We start from the raw sequence: 16,920 nt of genomic DNA, 5'->3' as shown, positions 1-16,920 counted from the left end.
GTTGCAATCAACGAAACATAGTTTCGTTTCATCAAACTAATTTTGACTACGGGATTCTGTCTTGCTATGGTTTTGCCACTCGATAACAAGGCACAGGTCGCAGTTTCTATAGGAAGCAAAATCCGCGCGCTTCGCCAACGGCTCAAGCGCACGCTGGATGAAGTGGCAACCACGGCGGGAATTTCCAAGCCCTTTTTGTCGCAGGTGGAACGAGGTCACGCAACACCGTCGATTACATCGCTAGTTGGTATTGCTCGGGCTTTAGGTGTAACGGTGCAGTACTTCGTCGATACACCAACTGAAGACAGGTCGGTGCAAAGAGGCAAAGAGCTGAAGTACTTCGGCTTCGACGGAACCGCGAATCTTTTTGGACGGCTGACGAATCTGTCGGTTGGCAGCAAGCTGGAAGTGATTCTCGTCAGGATGCCGGTTGGGCAGAACCCGTCGGAAGTCACGACGCATGCAGGGGAAGAGTTCTTGTATGTGATGAGCGGTCAGATATCGCTCACGTTAGAAGGTACAACGTTCGTATTGCAGGCCGGTGACACCGCGCACTACGAGTCCACTGTGCCGCACGCCTGGTGCAATACTGCTCGCGAAGAAGCGGTGGTCGTCTGGGTGGGCACGCCAAGATTGTTCTAGATGTCTTTGCTTCATGCTTTCGTCGAAAGCGGTCAAGCTGTATTTGTAAGCATTACTTAAGGTTGAATCGGGAATAAGTCCGATTGGGAGCGTGTTGCCCCAATAGCCAGAGCCCGAAGTAGTAGAAGTGAAAACAATTAGAAAGCGCTGCGCATTTCGTTTGTAATAAATAAGTAGTCCGATATTGAAGTATCTGAAGTGTCCCGTCTTCCTGTCTGTATTTGCAAACTGGTGAGCTGTTGACCGGTTTGCCGGGCAATGGAAGGACGGGGCAGCTTTGACGGAGCGCGGCGCAAGATCGCCGTATATCGAGTGGGGAGGTTCACAAGACCTCTCTTCACACACACAGCTGTGGCCTTAATTGACGAGCGGGAAGGGGAAAATGAAACAAAGGGCATTGGCGTTGGCCATCAAAAGAATAATCTGGGCTGAACTGGCATTGTCGGCCGTAATCGCCGTACCGGCGTTTGCACAAAGCCAGCCGGCCACCACCGGAACCGCGGCAGGCGCGACGACGGAGAGCACGCCGGCAGCGGCTGCAACTCCGGCATCGGGCACCGCCGCGACACCGTCCGCGGACAACACGACCGCGACGCCGGCTGGCAAAGGCGTTCAGCAACTGAAGAAATTCGAAGTGACCGGGTCGCTGATTCGCAGCTCGGACAAGGTCGGCTTTAATCAGGTTCAGACGGTTACGCAGAAAGACATTCAGAATAGCGGTGCAACGACCGTCTCTGATTTTCTGCGCGACACTTCGGCTAACTCGGCGAATAGCTGGAGCGAAGGCCAGTCCGGCAACTTCGCCGCAGGCGCCGCGGGCATCGCCCTGCGCGGCCTCAGCGAAAAGTACACGCTGGTGCTGGTGGATGGACAGCGCGTTGCGCCGTTCGCGTTCTTCTCGAACAGCGTCGACTCCTTCTTCGACCTGAACACGCTGCCGTTGAACTCCATCGACCGCATCGAAATCGTGAAGACGGGCGCCGTGTCGCAATACGGCTCGGATGCGATCGCAGGCGTGGTCAACATCATCACGAAGCACGACTTTCAGGGCTTGCAACTCGACGGGAGCTACGGCAGCGCCATCAATGGCGGCGGCGGCGCCGGCACGACCAAGTTCGGCGCGCTTGGCGGCTTCGGCGATCTCAACTCTGATCGCTTCAACGTGACGGCTGCTGCGAGCTACTACAAGTCGAACGGCTTCACGCTCGCAGACCGCGACTCGACGCGCAATCAGGACTTCACCAATCAACCGGGCGGCCTTTCGTTGCTCGCGCCGTCGTACTGGAATATGCCCGACGGCAGTGTGCAGGCGTTGAGCGGCTGTCCGTCCGGCGGTTCGGTGCGCCCCGCAGCCACCAACTCGCTGACTGCCGGCAAGGCGGGCACGGTCTGCGCATTCAATACCGCAGAAGACACGTCGATCGCGCCGATGACCGAGCGTCTCAATGCAAAGATTCACGCTGACTTCAAGATCAACGATACGACCACGGCATTCGGCGACTTCCTGATCAGCAGAAACACGACCACCACCAACGATGGTCTGTGGGGCAACGTAGTCGGCAACCCGCAGAATCCCACGCTGGTGTTGAACCCGCAGACGAAGCTGCTTACCCCGTTTAGCACTGTTGTGCCGGCGACCAACCCGTACAATCCGTTCGGGGTCGGCACAGCGCTCACGTATGCTTTCCCGAACGCGGTCGCGGAAAAGACGGATGCCACGTACTGGCGCGCATCGACGGGTGTCAAGGGTTCGTTCAACCTGCCGAACGGTGAATGGGATTGGGCGACGTCGGTCAGCCACTCGCAAAGCACGGTCGCGAACACCTACACGAACCAGCTGAACTCCGCCGCACTGGCCAACATTTACCAGAACGGTACGCTGAATTTCGCGAATCCGTCGGCTACGCCCAATGCGTTCAACGGGCTGTACCAGGATGCGGACAACCTGGGTGTCTCGAAGCTCGATACGGTTGACGCGACGTTGTCGACGCCGGAGTTGTTCCACCTGCCGGCGGGCGACGTAGGTCTTGGGTTCGGTGCGCAGTTCACGCACCAGAGCGAAGTGCTCACGCCGGGTGCGGCATTCCTGTCGGGCCAGGTCATCAATCCGAATCTCCAGACGGTGAACGGTCAGCGCAATGTGGCGGCCGTGTATTACCAGGTGGACATTCCGATTGTGCGCAACCTGACATTCAGTCAGTCAGGTCGTTACGACCACTACAGCGATGTGGGTGGTGCGTTCTCGCCGCGCTTTGCGTTGCGCTATCAGCCGGTTCAGGCGCTGACGATGTACACGTCGTATGACCGCGGTTTCCGCGCGCCGACGTTCGTCGAAAACAGCAAATCGCAAACGCTCGGGATCCAGGTTGATCCGAACACGGGTCTGAACTACACCTCGATCACAGAGGGTAATCCGAACCTGGCGCCGGAGCACACGCGCAACTTCAACATCGGCTTCCAGTTGTCACCGACCCGTACGACCGATGTCGGCCTTGACTGGTACAAGATTCGCGTCGACAACGTGATCGGCCAGGGTTCGCCTTCGCAGGTTGTTACCGATCCGACAACGGGTGACGTGCTGTACAAGGTCATTCCGTATCAGAACCTCGGCTACCTCGACACGAACGGCTTCGAAGGCACGTTCCGTCAGGCGCTGCCGACGACGACCGCCGGTACGTTCACCTTGTCGACTGACTGGGCGTATGTGAACAGCTTCAAGATCGGCTTCCTGGGCGGAGCACCGGTGAACGGCGCGGGTAATAACTTCACCCTCACGCAACCGTTCGGCGGCAGCTTCCCGCGCTGGAAGGGCAACACCACCCTGGACTGGACGTACCACAAGTTCGACGCAGCATTGACGTGGCAGTTCACGGGTCCGTACGCGCAGAATCTGAATCCGGCCGCGTCGAGCAGGGTGGGATCGTACAGCCAGTTCAACCTGATGATGACGTACACGGGCTTCAAGCACTGGACGATTTACGGCGGTATCGACAACATCTTCAACCGCACGCCGCCGTACGATCCGATCTTTGCAAATGGCACGTTGGATCAGAACGGGTACGATCAGTCGATCTATACCTACATTGGCCGTTTCGCGCAAATCGGCGCAACGTACAAGTTCTGAGGTCGCTGTAGTTGATCTGATGGAAGCACCGCTCCGGTTCCGTTCGTGCAAGGAACCGGAGCGGTGTGCTTTAAGCGGCGACTCATCGTAAGGCGGCGCAGTCTGCCTGTCGTCGCAATGGACCAGCGTGCACCGGTAAAGCCAACAGGTTGTACTCGTGCCGCAGGACGAATCGCGCGCAGGTCACGAGCCGGTGCGCACTGTATGGGCTGATGAAAAGAATGATGAATTCCGGACTGTTGCGCCTGCACGACGCGATTGGATGTTTGCTCGGCGCAGTGCGCCGCGCCGCGAGCATCTCGTTCGTCATTGCCGCTGCGCCTGGCCTACTAGCGGTATGCGGAGCGATGCCGACGGCGGCGCAGGCAAAACCGTCGATTTCACAGTACGACCAACCGAAATATCCCGCCGATTTCACGCACTTCGACTACGCGAATCCCGACGCGCCCGCGAGCGGCTCGCTCAGTTTCGAAAACTATAGCGAACTGCAGACTTACGATTCGCTCAATCCGTTCCTCGTGCGTGGCGCGCCCGCGCCCGACATCCAGAATCTGATGTTCGATACGCTGATGCAGCGTAGCTGGGACGAACTGGCCTCCGAATATCCGCTGATCGCCGACGATGTCGAAGTCGCATCGGATCTGACGTCAGCGACATTCCATATCAATCCCGCCGCACGCTTTTCGAACGGCGATCCGATTACGGCCGCCGACGTCAAATATTCGTACGACACGTTGACGAGTCCGCAGGCTTCGCCGCTTTTCAACGCGCAGTTCTCGATCATCAAAAGCGCGACGGTAATCGACAAGAGCACGATCCGCTTCGATTTCAAGCATGCCGAACGCGATGCGCCATTGATTGCCGGCGACCTGCCGATTTTCTCGCCGAAGTGGGGGATGCAACCCGATGGCAAGCGTCTGCCATTCGACCAGATCTCTTCCATGCCGCCGATCAGTAGCGGCGCCTATCTGATCGAGAGCCGCAAAAACGACAAGCAGATCACGTATCGTCGCAACCCTGACTACTGGGCGGCGAATCTGCCTTCGCGACGTGGCATGTTCCGTTTCGAGCGCATTACGTTCAACCTGTACCGTGACCATTACACGCAGCTCGAAGCCTTCAAGGCGGGCGACGCGGACGTCATCGTCGAATACAGCGCGACGCAGTGGGCGCGCAAATATGTCGGCAAGAACTTCGACAACGGACTGCTGAAGAAGGGCGAATTCGCCGACGGTCCCGCGCAGATGCAGGGCATGCTGATGAATATGCGCAAACCGATGTTTCAGGATCCGCGCGTGCGTCATGCCCTGACGCTGGCACTCGACTACGACTGGATGAACCGGATGATGTTCTACGGTCAATACCGGCGTACGAACAGCTATTTCGAGGCCAGTCCGTTCGGTGCGACCGGCATGCCGGGCGAGAAGGAACTGGCGTTGCTCGAACCATTGCGTGGCAGCGTGCCGCCTGAAGTGTTCGGCCCGATGCTCAAACAACCCGACACGATTCCGCCGAATTCCCTGCGCGGCAATTTGCGCGTTGCGCGCGATCTGCTGGCGCAAGCTGGTTGGCACTATCGCGACGGCGCATTGCGCGACGCCAACGGTACGCCGATGACGATCGAGATCATGGACGATCAGCCGGGCATGGATCGTCTGATCCTGCCGTATATGCAGGCGCTCGACACGCTCGGCATTCAGGCCCACATGCGCGAAATCGACAGCGCGTTGTACGAGAAACGTCTGGATAATTTCGAGTACGACATGACTACCTTCATCTATCCGCCGGTCACGATTCCAGGCGCCGAACTGACGCGCCGCTTCGGCAGTGCAGCTGCGTCCGAAGTGGGCTCCGAAAACTATACGGGAATCCGCTCGAAGGCGGTCGATTCGCTGATTCACTCCGCGCTCACCGCCACCAATCTCGACGATCTGGAAGCGGCGACCCGTGCGCTAGATCGCGTGCTGATCTATTCGTTTTATCTTGTGCCCGAGTACTACGCGCCGGGCGCGCGCATCGGCTACAAGACCACTATCGGCTTTCCGAAGATCGTGCCGAACTCCTATCTGTACGAAGACTGGGTCATCGACTACTGGTACGTGAAAGCGCCGGGCGCGCCAGCGACACAGAAACTCCAGGCCGCGCGATCCGCGAGTTCAACCGCGGCCACGGCCCACTGAGGAACACCATGCTCGCCTACATTCTCAGACGATTGCTGTTGATGGTGCCGACGCTGCTCGGCGTAGTCACGCTGACTTTTGTCGTCACGCAGTTCGTACCGGGTGGGCCGGTCGAACAGGTGATGACGCAACTCCGCCACGGCGCTGGCCGTGGCGGAGAGGCGGGGTCGGGTGGCGGCGGCTATCACGGCAGCCAGGGTGTCGATCCGCAGCAGTTGGAGCAGATCAAGAAGCAATTCGGCTTCGACAAGCCGCCGCTCGAGCGCTATGTCCTGATGCTCAAGCGCTATGCGACCTTCGATCTCGGCCAGTCCTACTATCAGCATGACAGCGTGTGGGACGTCATCAAATCGAAGCTACCCGTGTCGATCACGCTCGGCTTATGGACGGTGATGCTCACGTATCTGATATCGGTGCCGTTAGGCATTGCGAAAGCGGTGCGCAACGGCTCGCGCTTCGATACCGTGACCAGTGTGCTGGTGCTTGCCGGTTACGCGATTCCGGGCTTCGTGCTGGGCGTGCTGTTGCTGATGCTGTTCGGCGGCGGCACCTTCTGGCAGGTGTTTCCGATGCGTGGCCTTACCTCGGACAACTTCAACGACCTCAGTGCCTTCGGCAAGCTGCTCGACTATTTGTGGCACATCGTATTGCCGGTCACGGCTTCAGTAGTGGGCAACTTCGCGATCGTCACGATCCTGACCAAGAACACCTTCCTCGAGGAGATAGGACGTCAATACGTATTGACTGCACGTGCTAAAGGAGCACCGGAGCGCGACGTGCTGTGGAAACACGTGCTGCGCAATGCCGCGATTCCGTTGCTGACCGGTTTGCCGGCAGCCTTCGTCGGCGCCTTCCTGAACGGCAATCTGTTGATCGAAACCCTGTTCTCGCTCGACGGCATGGGCCAACTTTCGTATGACTCGGTGATTCGCCGTGACTATCCGGTCGTGCTCGGTTCGCTATTTCTGTTCACGCTGATCGCCCTCGTAACCAAACTCATTGCTGACGTCTGCTATGTCCTCGTCGACCCCCGCATCCAATTCAACCGCCTGGACCGCTGATCAGTCCGGCGCGGCGCACGTGGCGTCGCCGTCTCCCTGGCGGCGTACGTGGCTGCGCTTCAAGCGGCAGAGGCTCGGTTACTGGAGCCTCGTGATCTTCGTGTCGCTGTTCGTCATCAGCCTGTTCGGCGAGGTGCTGTCCAACGATCGTCCGTTGATTGTCCGCTATGACGGGCACTATTACTTTCCTATCGTCAAAGACTATTCGGAGAAGATTTTCGGCGGCGATTTTCCGGCGCGTGCGAATTATCTCGATCCGTATATCCGTTCGCGACTCGAATCGAATGGCAACTTCGCGATCTATCCGCCGAATCATTTCCATTACGACACGATCGACTACTTCGCCGCCCATCCATATCCGGCGCCGCCCACCCGAAGCAACTGGCTCGGCACGGATCAGTACGGCCGCGATGTGCTTGCGCGGCTGCTGTACGGTTTCCGGCTCTCGGTGTTGATGGCGCTCGCGCTCACGGTGTCCGGCGTTCTGATCGGCGTATTGACCGGCGCGGTGCAGGGCTTCTACGGCGGCCGCACCGATCTGATCGGCCAGCGTCTGATCGAGATATGGAGTTCGATGCCTGACCTGTACCTGCTGATCATCTTCGCGTCGATCTTCGAGCCCACGCTATGGCTGCTCTTTATTCTTCTCTCGATGTTCGGCTGGCTCGTGCTCTCAGACTATGTGCGCGCGGAGTTTTTGCGCAACCGTTCACTGGACTACGTGAGGGCGGCACGCACCATGGGTCTCTCGAACTGGCAGATCATGTGGCGCCATGTGCTGCCGAATAGCCTGACGCCGGTGATTACCTTTCTACCGTTTCGCATGAGCGCGGCGATTCTGTCGCTGACCAGTCTCGACTTCCTTGGGTTGGGTGTGCCGCCGCCTACGCCGAGCCTCGGCGAACTGCTTCAGGAAGGCAAAAACAACCTCGACGCCTGGTGGATTTCGGTTTCGGCTTTCGCCGCGCTGGTGATCACGCTCCTGCTGTTGACCTTCATGGGCGACGCATTACGCAATGCGCTCGATACGCGCAAACGCGGTTCGGCCTTCGGCGGAGGCCCGCGATGAGCGACGTCAAACCAAACCGGCCGTTGCTGGAAATCGACCGCTTCTCCGTACGTTTCGGCGACAAGATCGCCGTGCATGAACTCAGCCTCTCGATCGCGCGCGGAGAGCGCGTCGCCCTGGTCGGCGAATCGGGCTCCGGCAAGAGCGTCACTGCATTGTCGATTCTGCGTCTTGTCGAGCATGCTGATCTCAGCGGCCGCATGCTGCTCGACGGTGAAGATCTGCTGCAGAAGACCGAGCAGCAAATGCGCGGTCTGCGCGGTGCCGACGTGGCGATGGTGTTTCAGGAGCCGATGACGGCGCTCAATCCGCTCTTCACGATCGGCAAGCAGATCGCCGAAAGTTTGCGCCTGCACGAAGGCTTGCGGCCGAACGCGGCGCGCAAGCGCGGCATCGAGTTGCTCAGGCGCACGGGCATTCCCGAGCCGGAACGGCGCATCGACAGTTTTCCGCATCAACTGTCCGGCGGCCAGCGGCAGCGCGCGATGATCGCCATGGCGCTGGCGTGCCGGCCACGTCTGCTGCTTGCGGACGAACCGACCACCGCGCTCGACGTCACCGTGCGTCAGCAGATCGTCGATCTGTTGATCGCGTTGCAGGAACAGGAAGCGGCCGAGCGTGGCATGGCCGTGCTGCTGATTACGCATGACCTGAATCTGGTGAAGCGTTTCGCGCAGCGCGTCGCGGTGATGGAAAAGGGTGTACTGGTCGAAACCAATACGACTGAAGCGTTGTTCTCCAACCCCCAGCATCCCTACACGAAGCGCCTGCTGGACAGCGAGCCGCAACGTGCGGTGGAGCCCGTCGAGCCCGATGCGCGGCGTTTGCTCGAAGTGCAAGGGCTCGCCGTCGACTACAGCACCTCCGCGAAAGGCTGGCGCTCCATGTTCGGCCGCTCCACGTTCCGCGCAGTGCACGACGTGGACCTGAGCGTGCGGCGCGGTGAAACGCTCGGCATCGTCGGCGAATCGGGGTCGGGAAAATCGACGCTGGCGGCCACCGTGCTCGGTCTGCAGCGACCGGCCGCTGGCCATATCCATATCGACGGTTTGCCGCTTGCCTCGCTGAAAACCGCGCGCTCCCGCCGCGAGTTGTATTCGCGCATGCAGGTTGTGTTTCAGGACCCGTTCGGCTCCTTGTCGCCACGTATGACGGTGGAGCAGATCATCGGCGAAGGCCTGACCATGCATCAGCCCGACATGGACGCCAAGGCGCGGCGCGCACGCGTGGGTAGCCTGCTGGAAGAAGTGGGCATGCCCGCGGACGCCATGTTGCGCTACCCGCATGAGTTTTCCGGCGGCCAGCGCCAGCGTATAGCGATTGCGCGTGCGCTCGCGGTCGAGCCTGAGTTGCTGGTGCTCGATGAGCCGACCAGTGCGCTCGATGTATCCATCCAGAAACAGGTGCTGAATCTGCTGACAAATCTGCAGAAAAAGTACAAGCTAAGCTATTTGTTCATTACGCACGATCTGGCGGTGATGCGAGCCATGGCGCATCGCGTGATCGTGATGAAGTCAGGACGCATCGTCGAAGCCGGCGACACACTCGATGTGTTGCACGCGCCGTCGCATCCTTATACCCAGTCGCTGCTCGCGTCGTCGCTGATCGTGTCGCCGGCGGGCGCAGCGAACACTCCTACGGGAACCGTTAATGATTGACGAACGTTGGGCGCAAGCGGCCCAGTCGCTTACGAGCCGCGCGGCGTTCTGGTCGCTGCGCATTGTCGACGAGCAGATCGACGATCACGAGATCCGCAACGACGTTGCGCAACCCATGCGCACGGTGCGCGATCGTGGCGCGATGCTGATCGCATGGGTGGGCGCGGGTGCAGGCTATGCGGCTACCGCGAATCTGAGTGCAACGGGTCTGCAGGAAGCGCTGGATCTCGCCACGGCTCGCGCCGAAGCGAGTGCGGCCTTGTCGCTGATCGACCATCGCGAGGTAGTGCGTCCTGCGATGAGCGGCCACTATGTGTCGCCGAACGCGCAGCTTGCGTTGCCGGGCCGCACCGAATGGTTGGACCGCTTGAGCGTGGAGTGCGCGGGTGCGAATCTCGATGCACGCATTGTCGAGCGTGTCGCGGCCGTGCAGATCACGCTAACCGATCAGCTCTACATCACCAGCGATGGCGTGCGCATCGATCAGCAGTTCCAGTTCGTGATGCCGCAATTGAGCGTGGCTGCCCACGCGGATGGCGATACGCAGGTGCGCACCCTCGGCGGCAACTACGGCACCCTGGGGCAGGGCGGCATGGAAGTGCTGACACGCTTCGGCTTCGACGGCTCGGGCGCGCGTGTCGCCAATGAAGCGCTGCAATTGCTGGCCGCGCCGAATTGCCCGTCAGGCAAGCGCGATTTGCTGCTGATGCCCGATCAGATGATGCTGCAGATTCACGAATCGATCGGCCATCCGCTCGAACTCGACCGCATTCTCGGCGACGAGCGCAACTTCGCCGGCTGGAGCTTCGTCAAGAAAGAAATGTTCGGCTCGTATCGCTACGGTTCGGAACTGCTGAACGTGACCTTCGACCCGGAACTGCGCGAGGAAGCCGCCACGTACGCATTCGACGACGACGGCACTGAAGCGAAAAAGCAGTATCTGATCCGCGACGGCGTGCTCGAACGTCCGCTCGGCGGCGCACTTTCGCAGCAACGCGCGCATATGGCGGGCGTGGCGAATTCACGCGCGTCGAACTGGAACCGGCCGCCGATCGACCGGATGGCGAATCTGAACATCGAGCCCGGCGAGAGTTCTCTGGAGCAGATGATCGGCAACATCGAGCACGGCATTCTGATGCGCACCAACACGTCCTGGTCGATCGACGACCATCGCAACAAATTCCAGTTCGGCTGCGAGTTCGGTCAACTGATCGAAAACGGCAAGCTCACCCAGGTTGTCAAACAGCCGAATTATCGCGGCATCTCGGCGAATTTCTGGCGCAGCCTGAGCGCGGTGGGGAACGCGGAAACGCGCGAGGTGTACGGTACGTCCATGTGCGGCAAGGGCGAACCGGCACAGATCATTCGCGTGGGCCACGCCTCGCCGGCTTGCGTGTTCAGCAATATCGACGTGTTCGGAGGCGCTTGATGAGCCAATTCATCTCCTCGCGCACCGGTCCTTCGATCGACTGGCAGCAGCATTTCACGTCGCTGGCCGATGCTATCGAACGCCTGCAGCAAGGTGCGGAAATCACGCTGAGTTCATTTGCCGGCGAGCAGTCCGACTTTATCCGCTTCAACTCGGGCAAGGTGCGGCAGATCGGCAGTGTCTCGCAAGGCAAGCTGACTTTGCGTTTGATCGACGGTGCGCGCCAGGCCTATTCGACGCTGACCGTCTGCGGCGATCTGCAACAGGATCTGGACGATGTGAGCGCGGCGCTCGCCACCTTGCGTGAAAGCCTGCGCGGTGCGGCGGACGATCCGCATCTGCTGTTCGACACCTCGCAATGGCAGCGCGCCACGCAGCGTTCGGGCAAGCTGCCGGAGCCGGGCGGCCTGTTGCGCACCGTTGCCGAATGCGCGCAAGGGCTGGATTTCGTCGGCTTTTACGCGGGCGGCACGATTGTGCGCGGTTTTGCGTCCACGAACGGCAGCCGCGGCTGGTACGAAGTCGACAACTTCAATTTCAGCTGGTCGCTATACGACCCGAGTGGCCGCGCGATCAAAACCACTTACGCGGGCGACGACTGGAGCGACGCTGTTTTCGCGCACAAGGTCGAGCAGGCCGCAACGCGTCTCTCGGTGCTCGCGCGCACACCGCGCACCTTGGCGCCGGGGCGTTATCGTTCATATCTGGCGCCCGCGGCTCTTGCGGAACTGCTTGGCGTGGCGGCATGGAGCGGTTTTTCCGCACGCGCCCAGGCCACGTCGCGCAGCGAGTTGTACAAGCTGCATGTGGGAGAAATCGTAGTCGACCCGCGCGTCACGATCAGCGAAGATCTGAACCTCGGCATCACACCCGGCTTCAACGACGACGGCTATTTGCGCGAGAGCGTCCCGCTGATCCAGGCCGGCCGCAGTGCCGAACGCCTGACCAATGCGCGTAGCGCGCGCGAATATGGTTTGACGCCCAACGGTGCGCTGGCGAACGAGTCGCCAGCGGCGCTCTCGATGGAAGCGGGCGATCTGCTGGAAGAGGATGTGCTGGGCAAGCTCGATACCGGTCTCTACATCGGCAATCTCTGGTACGTGAATTTCTCGGACCGGATGAATTGCCGCCTGACCGGCATGACGCGCTTCGCAACCTTCTGGGTCGAGAACGGGCAGATCGTCGCGCCGCTTGAAGCCATGCGATTCGACGATAGCCTGTACCGTGTGCTCGGCAGTGAACTTGAACAACTCGGCGCGCAAGCGGAATTGTTGTTGAGCGATTCGACATGGGGTGAGCGCGCCACCGGCGGCATGCAATTACCCGGCATTCTGACGAGGTCATTCGAATTGACGTTATGAGCCTATGAATCAAGAGATAAGAACAAAATCTAATTCTGGGAGCTTGCCTGAGGGCCTGACGCTGCGCGCGTTGCGCGTGGCCGACGTGGAGCAATACCACGCATTGCTGCAGTTGCCGGCGGTCGTGAACGGCAATCCACACGTGCCGTTTCAGACGATTGCCAGTACGCGCGAATACCTTGAAGAACTCGCGGCCCCCGAAATCGCGATCGCGGCGATGGTCGGCGACACACTGGTCGGTCAAGCGGAGCTCACGCCTTTCAAAGGGCGCCGCGCACATGCCGCGTCACTCGGCATTGGTGTACACGACGCATGGCACCGGCGCGGCATCGGCAATGCGCTGATGACTGAACTGATCGATCTTGCCGACAACTGGCTGGGTCTGCGCCGCCTCGAGTTGTTCGTCTTCGCCGATAACCATGCGGCTTTTGCGCTCTATCGCAAGTTCGGCTTCGAGATCGAAGTGCATCAGCGTGGCGCCGTGTTGCGGCGTGGCGTGCTGATCGACTGTTATTTCATGGCGCGGTTGCGTGAGCCTGCACCGTTGATGTCGGCGCCTTCAGCACTCAATGTCGCAACGGATTAAAGCCATGAAAGAAGAAACGTTGCAAAGCGACGCGGCGCTTGAGAATCGCATCACGGTGCGAGCGCTTGAATCGTCCGACATGGAGGCGTTTGCCGAGATCATGAGCCTGCCGGGCGTGCGGCGCGGCACACTCTCAGTTGGCTATCGCCACATTGAACAGCTCCGCGCGTGGCACGCGAAGCAACTCAAGCGCGGTGTGAGTGTGTGCGCGTGTCTCGACGGTCGCATGGTGGGGCACGCCGGGTTGGAGATTTACCGTCCGAGCCGTGCGCATGGCGCGCATTTAGGAGTGGCTGTGCACGATGCGTATCATGGGCGCGGTGTCGGCTCGGCCCTCCTGCGGGCGCTGACTGAATGCGCCGATGCGTCGCTCGGTTTGCGCCGCATCGAACTCTCGGTGTTCTGCGACAACGCGTCGGCGATCGCGCTGTACCGCAAGTTCGGCTTTGTCGAAGAAGGCCGCTCGCGCGGTTATGCAATGCGCGACGGCGTACTGGCCGACGTACTGCATATGGCTCGCCTCGTTGACGCGCCACGTCTCCAGACAATCTGAACGGATTTTTTGCGTGCCATTTTTCTTCATCGACCGCCCGGTTTTCGCATGGATTGTTGCGCTCGCCATTGTCGTGGCGGGCGCGCTTGCCATTCCGCAGCTGCCGGTCGCGCAGTATCCGCGTCTTGCGCCGCCGCGCATCGTGATCAGCGCCACCTATCCGGGGGCCGCCACTGAAGTGGTCGATGCCAACGTCGGCAGCATCATCGAGGAGAGTCTCGATGGCGCCGACAATATGCTGTACTACGAAACGACCAGCGACAACCTCGGCGATCTCGAGATCGACGCGACCTTTGCGCCAGGCACCAATCCGGATCTCGCACTGGTCGACATCCAGAACCGTCTCAAGCAGGTCGAGCCGCGCTTGCCGCAACAGGTCGTACAGCAGGGCATCACCGTTTTCAAGGCGGCCAATACGTTTCTGATGCTGGTTGCGCTGACCTCCACGGATGGCTCGCGCGATTCCGCGCAATTGGGCGACTACCTGAGCCGCTACGTGTTGCGCGAACTGAAGCGCGCGCCGGGCGTGGGCGCGGCGGAGTTGTGGGACGCGGACGAAGCGTTGCGCATCTGGCTCGATCCGATGAAGCTGCGCGAGTACGGCCTCGGCGCCGCGGAAGTGAACGCCGCGATCGCCGCGCAAAACGCCACGGTAACGGCGGGTACGCTGGGCGACGCACCGTTCGTTCCAGGGCAGCAATTGACGGCCTCAGTGAGCGTGAAAGGGCAACTGATCTCGCCCGCCGAATTCGGACAGATCGTGCTGAAGGCGCTGCCCGACGGCTCGGCGGTGCGCTTGCGGGACGTCGCGCGAGTTGAACTGGGACGCGACAATTACTCGTTCTACTCTCGCCTGAACGGCAAGGCCGCGGCGACCGTCGGTATTCAACTCGGACCGCGCGGCAATGCACTCGAGACGTCCAACGCGATCCGCGCGCGGCTTGCCGAACTATCGAAAGGCTTGCCGCCGGGTGTTGCCGTCGAAATTCCGTTCGACAACGCGCATTTCGTGAAGATCGCGATTCGTGAGGTGCTCGTCACGCTGGCTGAGGCGGTGGTGCTGGTGTTCTTCGTGATGTGGCTGTTCCTGCGAGATCTACGCTACACGCTGGTGCCGACGGTGGTGATTCCGGTCACGCTGATGGGGGCGTTTCTCGCGATGTACGCCTGCGGCCTGTCGATCAATGTGTTCACGATGTTCGGCCTGGTGCTGGCCATCGGGATTCTCGTTGACGACGCGATCGTGGTGGTGGAGAGCGTGCATCGCGTGATGGAAGAGGAGGGCCTGCCGCCGCGCGAGGCCACCCGTAAGGCGATGACGCAGATCGGCGGCGCGATCGTCGGCGTGACGGCGGTGCTGACTGCCGTGTTCGTGCCGATGGCGTTCTTTCCGGGCGGCGTCGGCGGTATTTACCGGCAATTCGCGGTGTCGATGATCGCGTCGATGCTGGTGTCATCGTTTATGGCCTTGTCGTTGACGCCCGCGCTATGCGCGAATCTGCTGAAAGCGCACAAGCGCCCGGTGAGTCAACGCGATGCCCGTCGTGGCCTGCTCGGCTTCGCGGCGCGAGCGGCGAGCCGCTTCACGACCGGCTTCGATCGGGCCGCGAGTGGCTATCGCGGGCTGACCGCGCGTACGCTGCGCCGTATCGGCCCGATGCTGGCGATCTATGCCGTGCTGGTCGGCGCGTGCGTCGCGCTCTATTGGCAGATGCCTGGTGGTTTTTTGCCGAGCGAAGATGAAGGCCAGTTGCAGGTGATGGTGCAATTGCCGGCCGGTGCGACGCAGGCGCGTACGCTCGCGGTGGTCCAACGCATGGAAACGATCCTGCACGCCGAACCGGCGGTCGCGCACGTCACCAGTGTGATCGGCTGGAGTTTTACCGGCAGCGGTCAGAACGTGGCGATGGGCTTTGTCGAACTGAAAGACTGGGGCAAGCGCGACATCGATGCGATGGCCTTGCGCGAACGGCTCAACGAGAAGTTCGACAAGATTCTCGACGGCAACGTGGAGGCGCAATTGCCGCCTTCCGTGCCGGGACTCGGGCATTCGGACGGTTTCGTGTTCCGGCTTGAAGATCGCGGCGGAGTCGGGCTGGATGCGCTGAAGGCAGCGCGCGAGCACCTGTTCGCGCAGGCCAAGGCGAGCCCGGTGCTGGCCTCGGTGCATTCGGAGGATCTGCCGGATGCGCCGCGCGTTGAACTTGTTATCGATCGTGCGAAAGCGTATGCGCTCGGCGTGCCGTTCGACCGGATCACCGACGTGCTGGGCAGCACCTTCGGCTCGACCTATATCGACGACTTTCCCGCCGGTGGCCGGATGCGCCGTGTGATGATTTCCGCCGACGCCGCCACGCGGATGACCGAGGACGATCTGATGGCGCTCGCCGTGCCGAACTCGTCCGGCGGCATGGTGCCGTTGTCCGCGATTGCGTCGCGTCATTGGAGCATCGGTCCGGTGATGCTGACGCGCTATAACGGCTACCCGTCACTCGACGTGAGCGGCCACGCGGCGCCCGGCTACAGTTCGGGCGCTGCGATGGCGGAGATGGAGCGGCTTGCGGCTTCGTTGCCGGTCGGGGTCTCGTATGACTGGGTCGACGCGGCGCGTGAAGAAACCGCGGCGGCGCAGCTCACGCCGTTGCTGATCGGCCTGTCGCTGCTGGCCGTGTTCATGGCGCTGGCTGCCTTGTACGAAAGCTGGACGATTCCGCTTGCCGTGCTGATGGTGGTGCCGCTCGGCGTGATCGGCGCAATCGCCGCGATGCTGCTGCGGGGCATGCCAAACGACGTGTACTTCAAGGTCGGCATGATTACGGTGATCGGCCTCGCGGCGAAAAACGCGATTCTGATCGTGCAGTTCGCACGCGATCTGTATCGCCGCGGCCTGCCGTTGACGCGCGCCGTGACCGAAGCCGCCGCCGCGCGCTTCCGGCCGATCGTGATGACATCGGCAGCATTCCTGCTGGGCGTCGTGCCGCTGGTGGTGTCGAGCGGGGCGGGTGCGGAAAGCCGTCGCTCGATCGGCACCGGTGTGTTCGGCGGGGTGCTGGCGGCCACACTGTTCGGCCTCGTATTCGCACCGGTCGCGTTTCATGCGGTCGCCTCGCTAACGTATAGCAAACGGCGACTTGCCGAGTTGCGCCGTAAGCGTGACGAGCGGCGCGCACCGCGGCAACCGAACGAAAGCGGCCGGTTGACGAATGGCCGGTGACGTGACGGCGGCCACGTTGCGCCTGGGCGCGGCCGCCGTCTGA

Annotated in this window: 11 protein-coding genes; all 11 read left to right on the top strand. The window is 61.1% G+C overall.

Annotated features, from left to right (window positions below; translation table 11 throughout):
- The first annotated feature begins 66 nt into the window (after positions 1 to 66).
- The 11 genes from M0D66_RS33630 (at position 67) to M0D66_RS33580 (ending at position 16,877) form a co-directional block, all read left to right on the top strand.
- Entirely contained in the window at positions 67 to 642 is a 576-nt protein-coding gene (locus tag M0D66_RS33630; RefSeq protein WP_054043150.1) for a helix-turn-helix domain-containing protein, read from the top strand.
- 382 nt (positions 643 to 1,024) lie between these two features.
- A complete protein-coding gene (locus tag M0D66_RS33625; protein ID WP_200653226.1) occupies positions 1,025 to 3,766 on the top strand; it encodes a TonB-dependent receptor in 2,742 nt (913 codons plus the stop codon).
- Positions 3,767 to 4,113: 347 nt separating this feature from the next.
- Entirely contained in the window at positions 4,114 to 5,946 is a 1,833-nt protein-coding gene (locus M0D66_RS33620; protein ID WP_234487897.1) for an extracellular solute-binding protein, read from the top strand.
- Between the two features lie 8 nt (positions 5,947 to 5,954).
- Positions 5,955 to 7,007: a microcin C ABC transporter permease YejB gene (locus M0D66_RS33615; RefSeq protein WP_093647172.1), complete on the top strand. Its 1,053-nt coding sequence runs from the start codon at positions 5,955 to 5,957 to the stop codon at positions 7,005 to 7,007.
- Positions 6,961 to 8,076 (top strand): ABC transporter permease, encoded by a 1,116-nt coding sequence (locus M0D66_RS33610; RefSeq protein ID WP_093647174.1) that lies wholly within the window; start codon positions 6,961 to 6,963, stop codon positions 8,074 to 8,076. Before M0D66_RS33615 ends, M0D66_RS33610 begins: the two co-directional genes overlap by 47 nt.
- Positions 8,073 to 9,734: an ABC transporter ATP-binding protein gene (locus M0D66_RS33605; RefSeq protein ID WP_200621583.1), complete on the top strand. Its 1,662-nt coding sequence runs from the start codon at positions 8,073 to 8,075 to the stop codon at positions 9,732 to 9,734. The genes M0D66_RS33610 and M0D66_RS33605 overlap by 4 nt, the downstream gene beginning before the upstream one ends.
- Complete coding sequence (locus tag M0D66_RS33600) at positions 9,727 to 11,163, top strand: TldD/PmbA family protein (RefSeq protein ID WP_200653225.1); 1,437 nt, start codon at positions 9,727 to 9,729, stop codon at positions 11,161 to 11,163. The genes M0D66_RS33605 and M0D66_RS33600 overlap by 8 nt, the downstream gene beginning before the upstream one ends.
- A complete protein-coding gene (locus tag M0D66_RS33595) occupies positions 11,163 to 12,524 on the top strand; it encodes a TldD/PmbA family protein (RefSeq protein WP_200653224.1) in 1,362 nt (453 codons plus the stop codon). The genes M0D66_RS33600 and M0D66_RS33595 overlap by 1 nt, the downstream gene beginning before the upstream one ends.
- Positions 12,525 to 12,567: 43 nt before the next feature.
- A complete protein-coding gene (locus M0D66_RS33590) occupies positions 12,568 to 13,110 on the top strand; it encodes a GNAT family N-acetyltransferase (RefSeq protein WP_307850281.1) in 543 nt (180 codons plus the stop codon).
- A 4-nt stretch (positions 13,111 to 13,114) separates the two neighbouring features.
- Positions 13,115 to 13,663 carry a GNAT family N-acetyltransferase gene (locus M0D66_RS33585; protein ID WP_200653223.1) on the top strand — a complete coding sequence of 183 codons (549 nt, stop codon included), beginning with the start codon at positions 13,115 to 13,117 and terminating at the stop codon, positions 13,661 to 13,663.
- A gap of 13 nt (positions 13,664 to 13,676) precedes the next feature.
- Entirely contained in the window at positions 13,677 to 16,877 is a 3,201-nt protein-coding gene (locus tag M0D66_RS33580; RefSeq protein WP_200653221.1) for a multidrug efflux RND transporter permease subunit, read from the top strand.
- Positions 16,878 to 16,920: the final 43 nt, after the last annotated feature.

Source organism: Paraburkholderia sp. SECH2 (genome assembly GCF_030464795.1).
GTDB lineage: Bacteria > Pseudomonadota > Gammaproteobacteria > Burkholderiales > Burkholderiaceae > Paraburkholderia > Paraburkholderia aspalathi.
The sequence above is the reverse complement of the archived record's forward strand: the minus strand, read 5'-3'. Positions and strand labels throughout refer to the sequence as shown.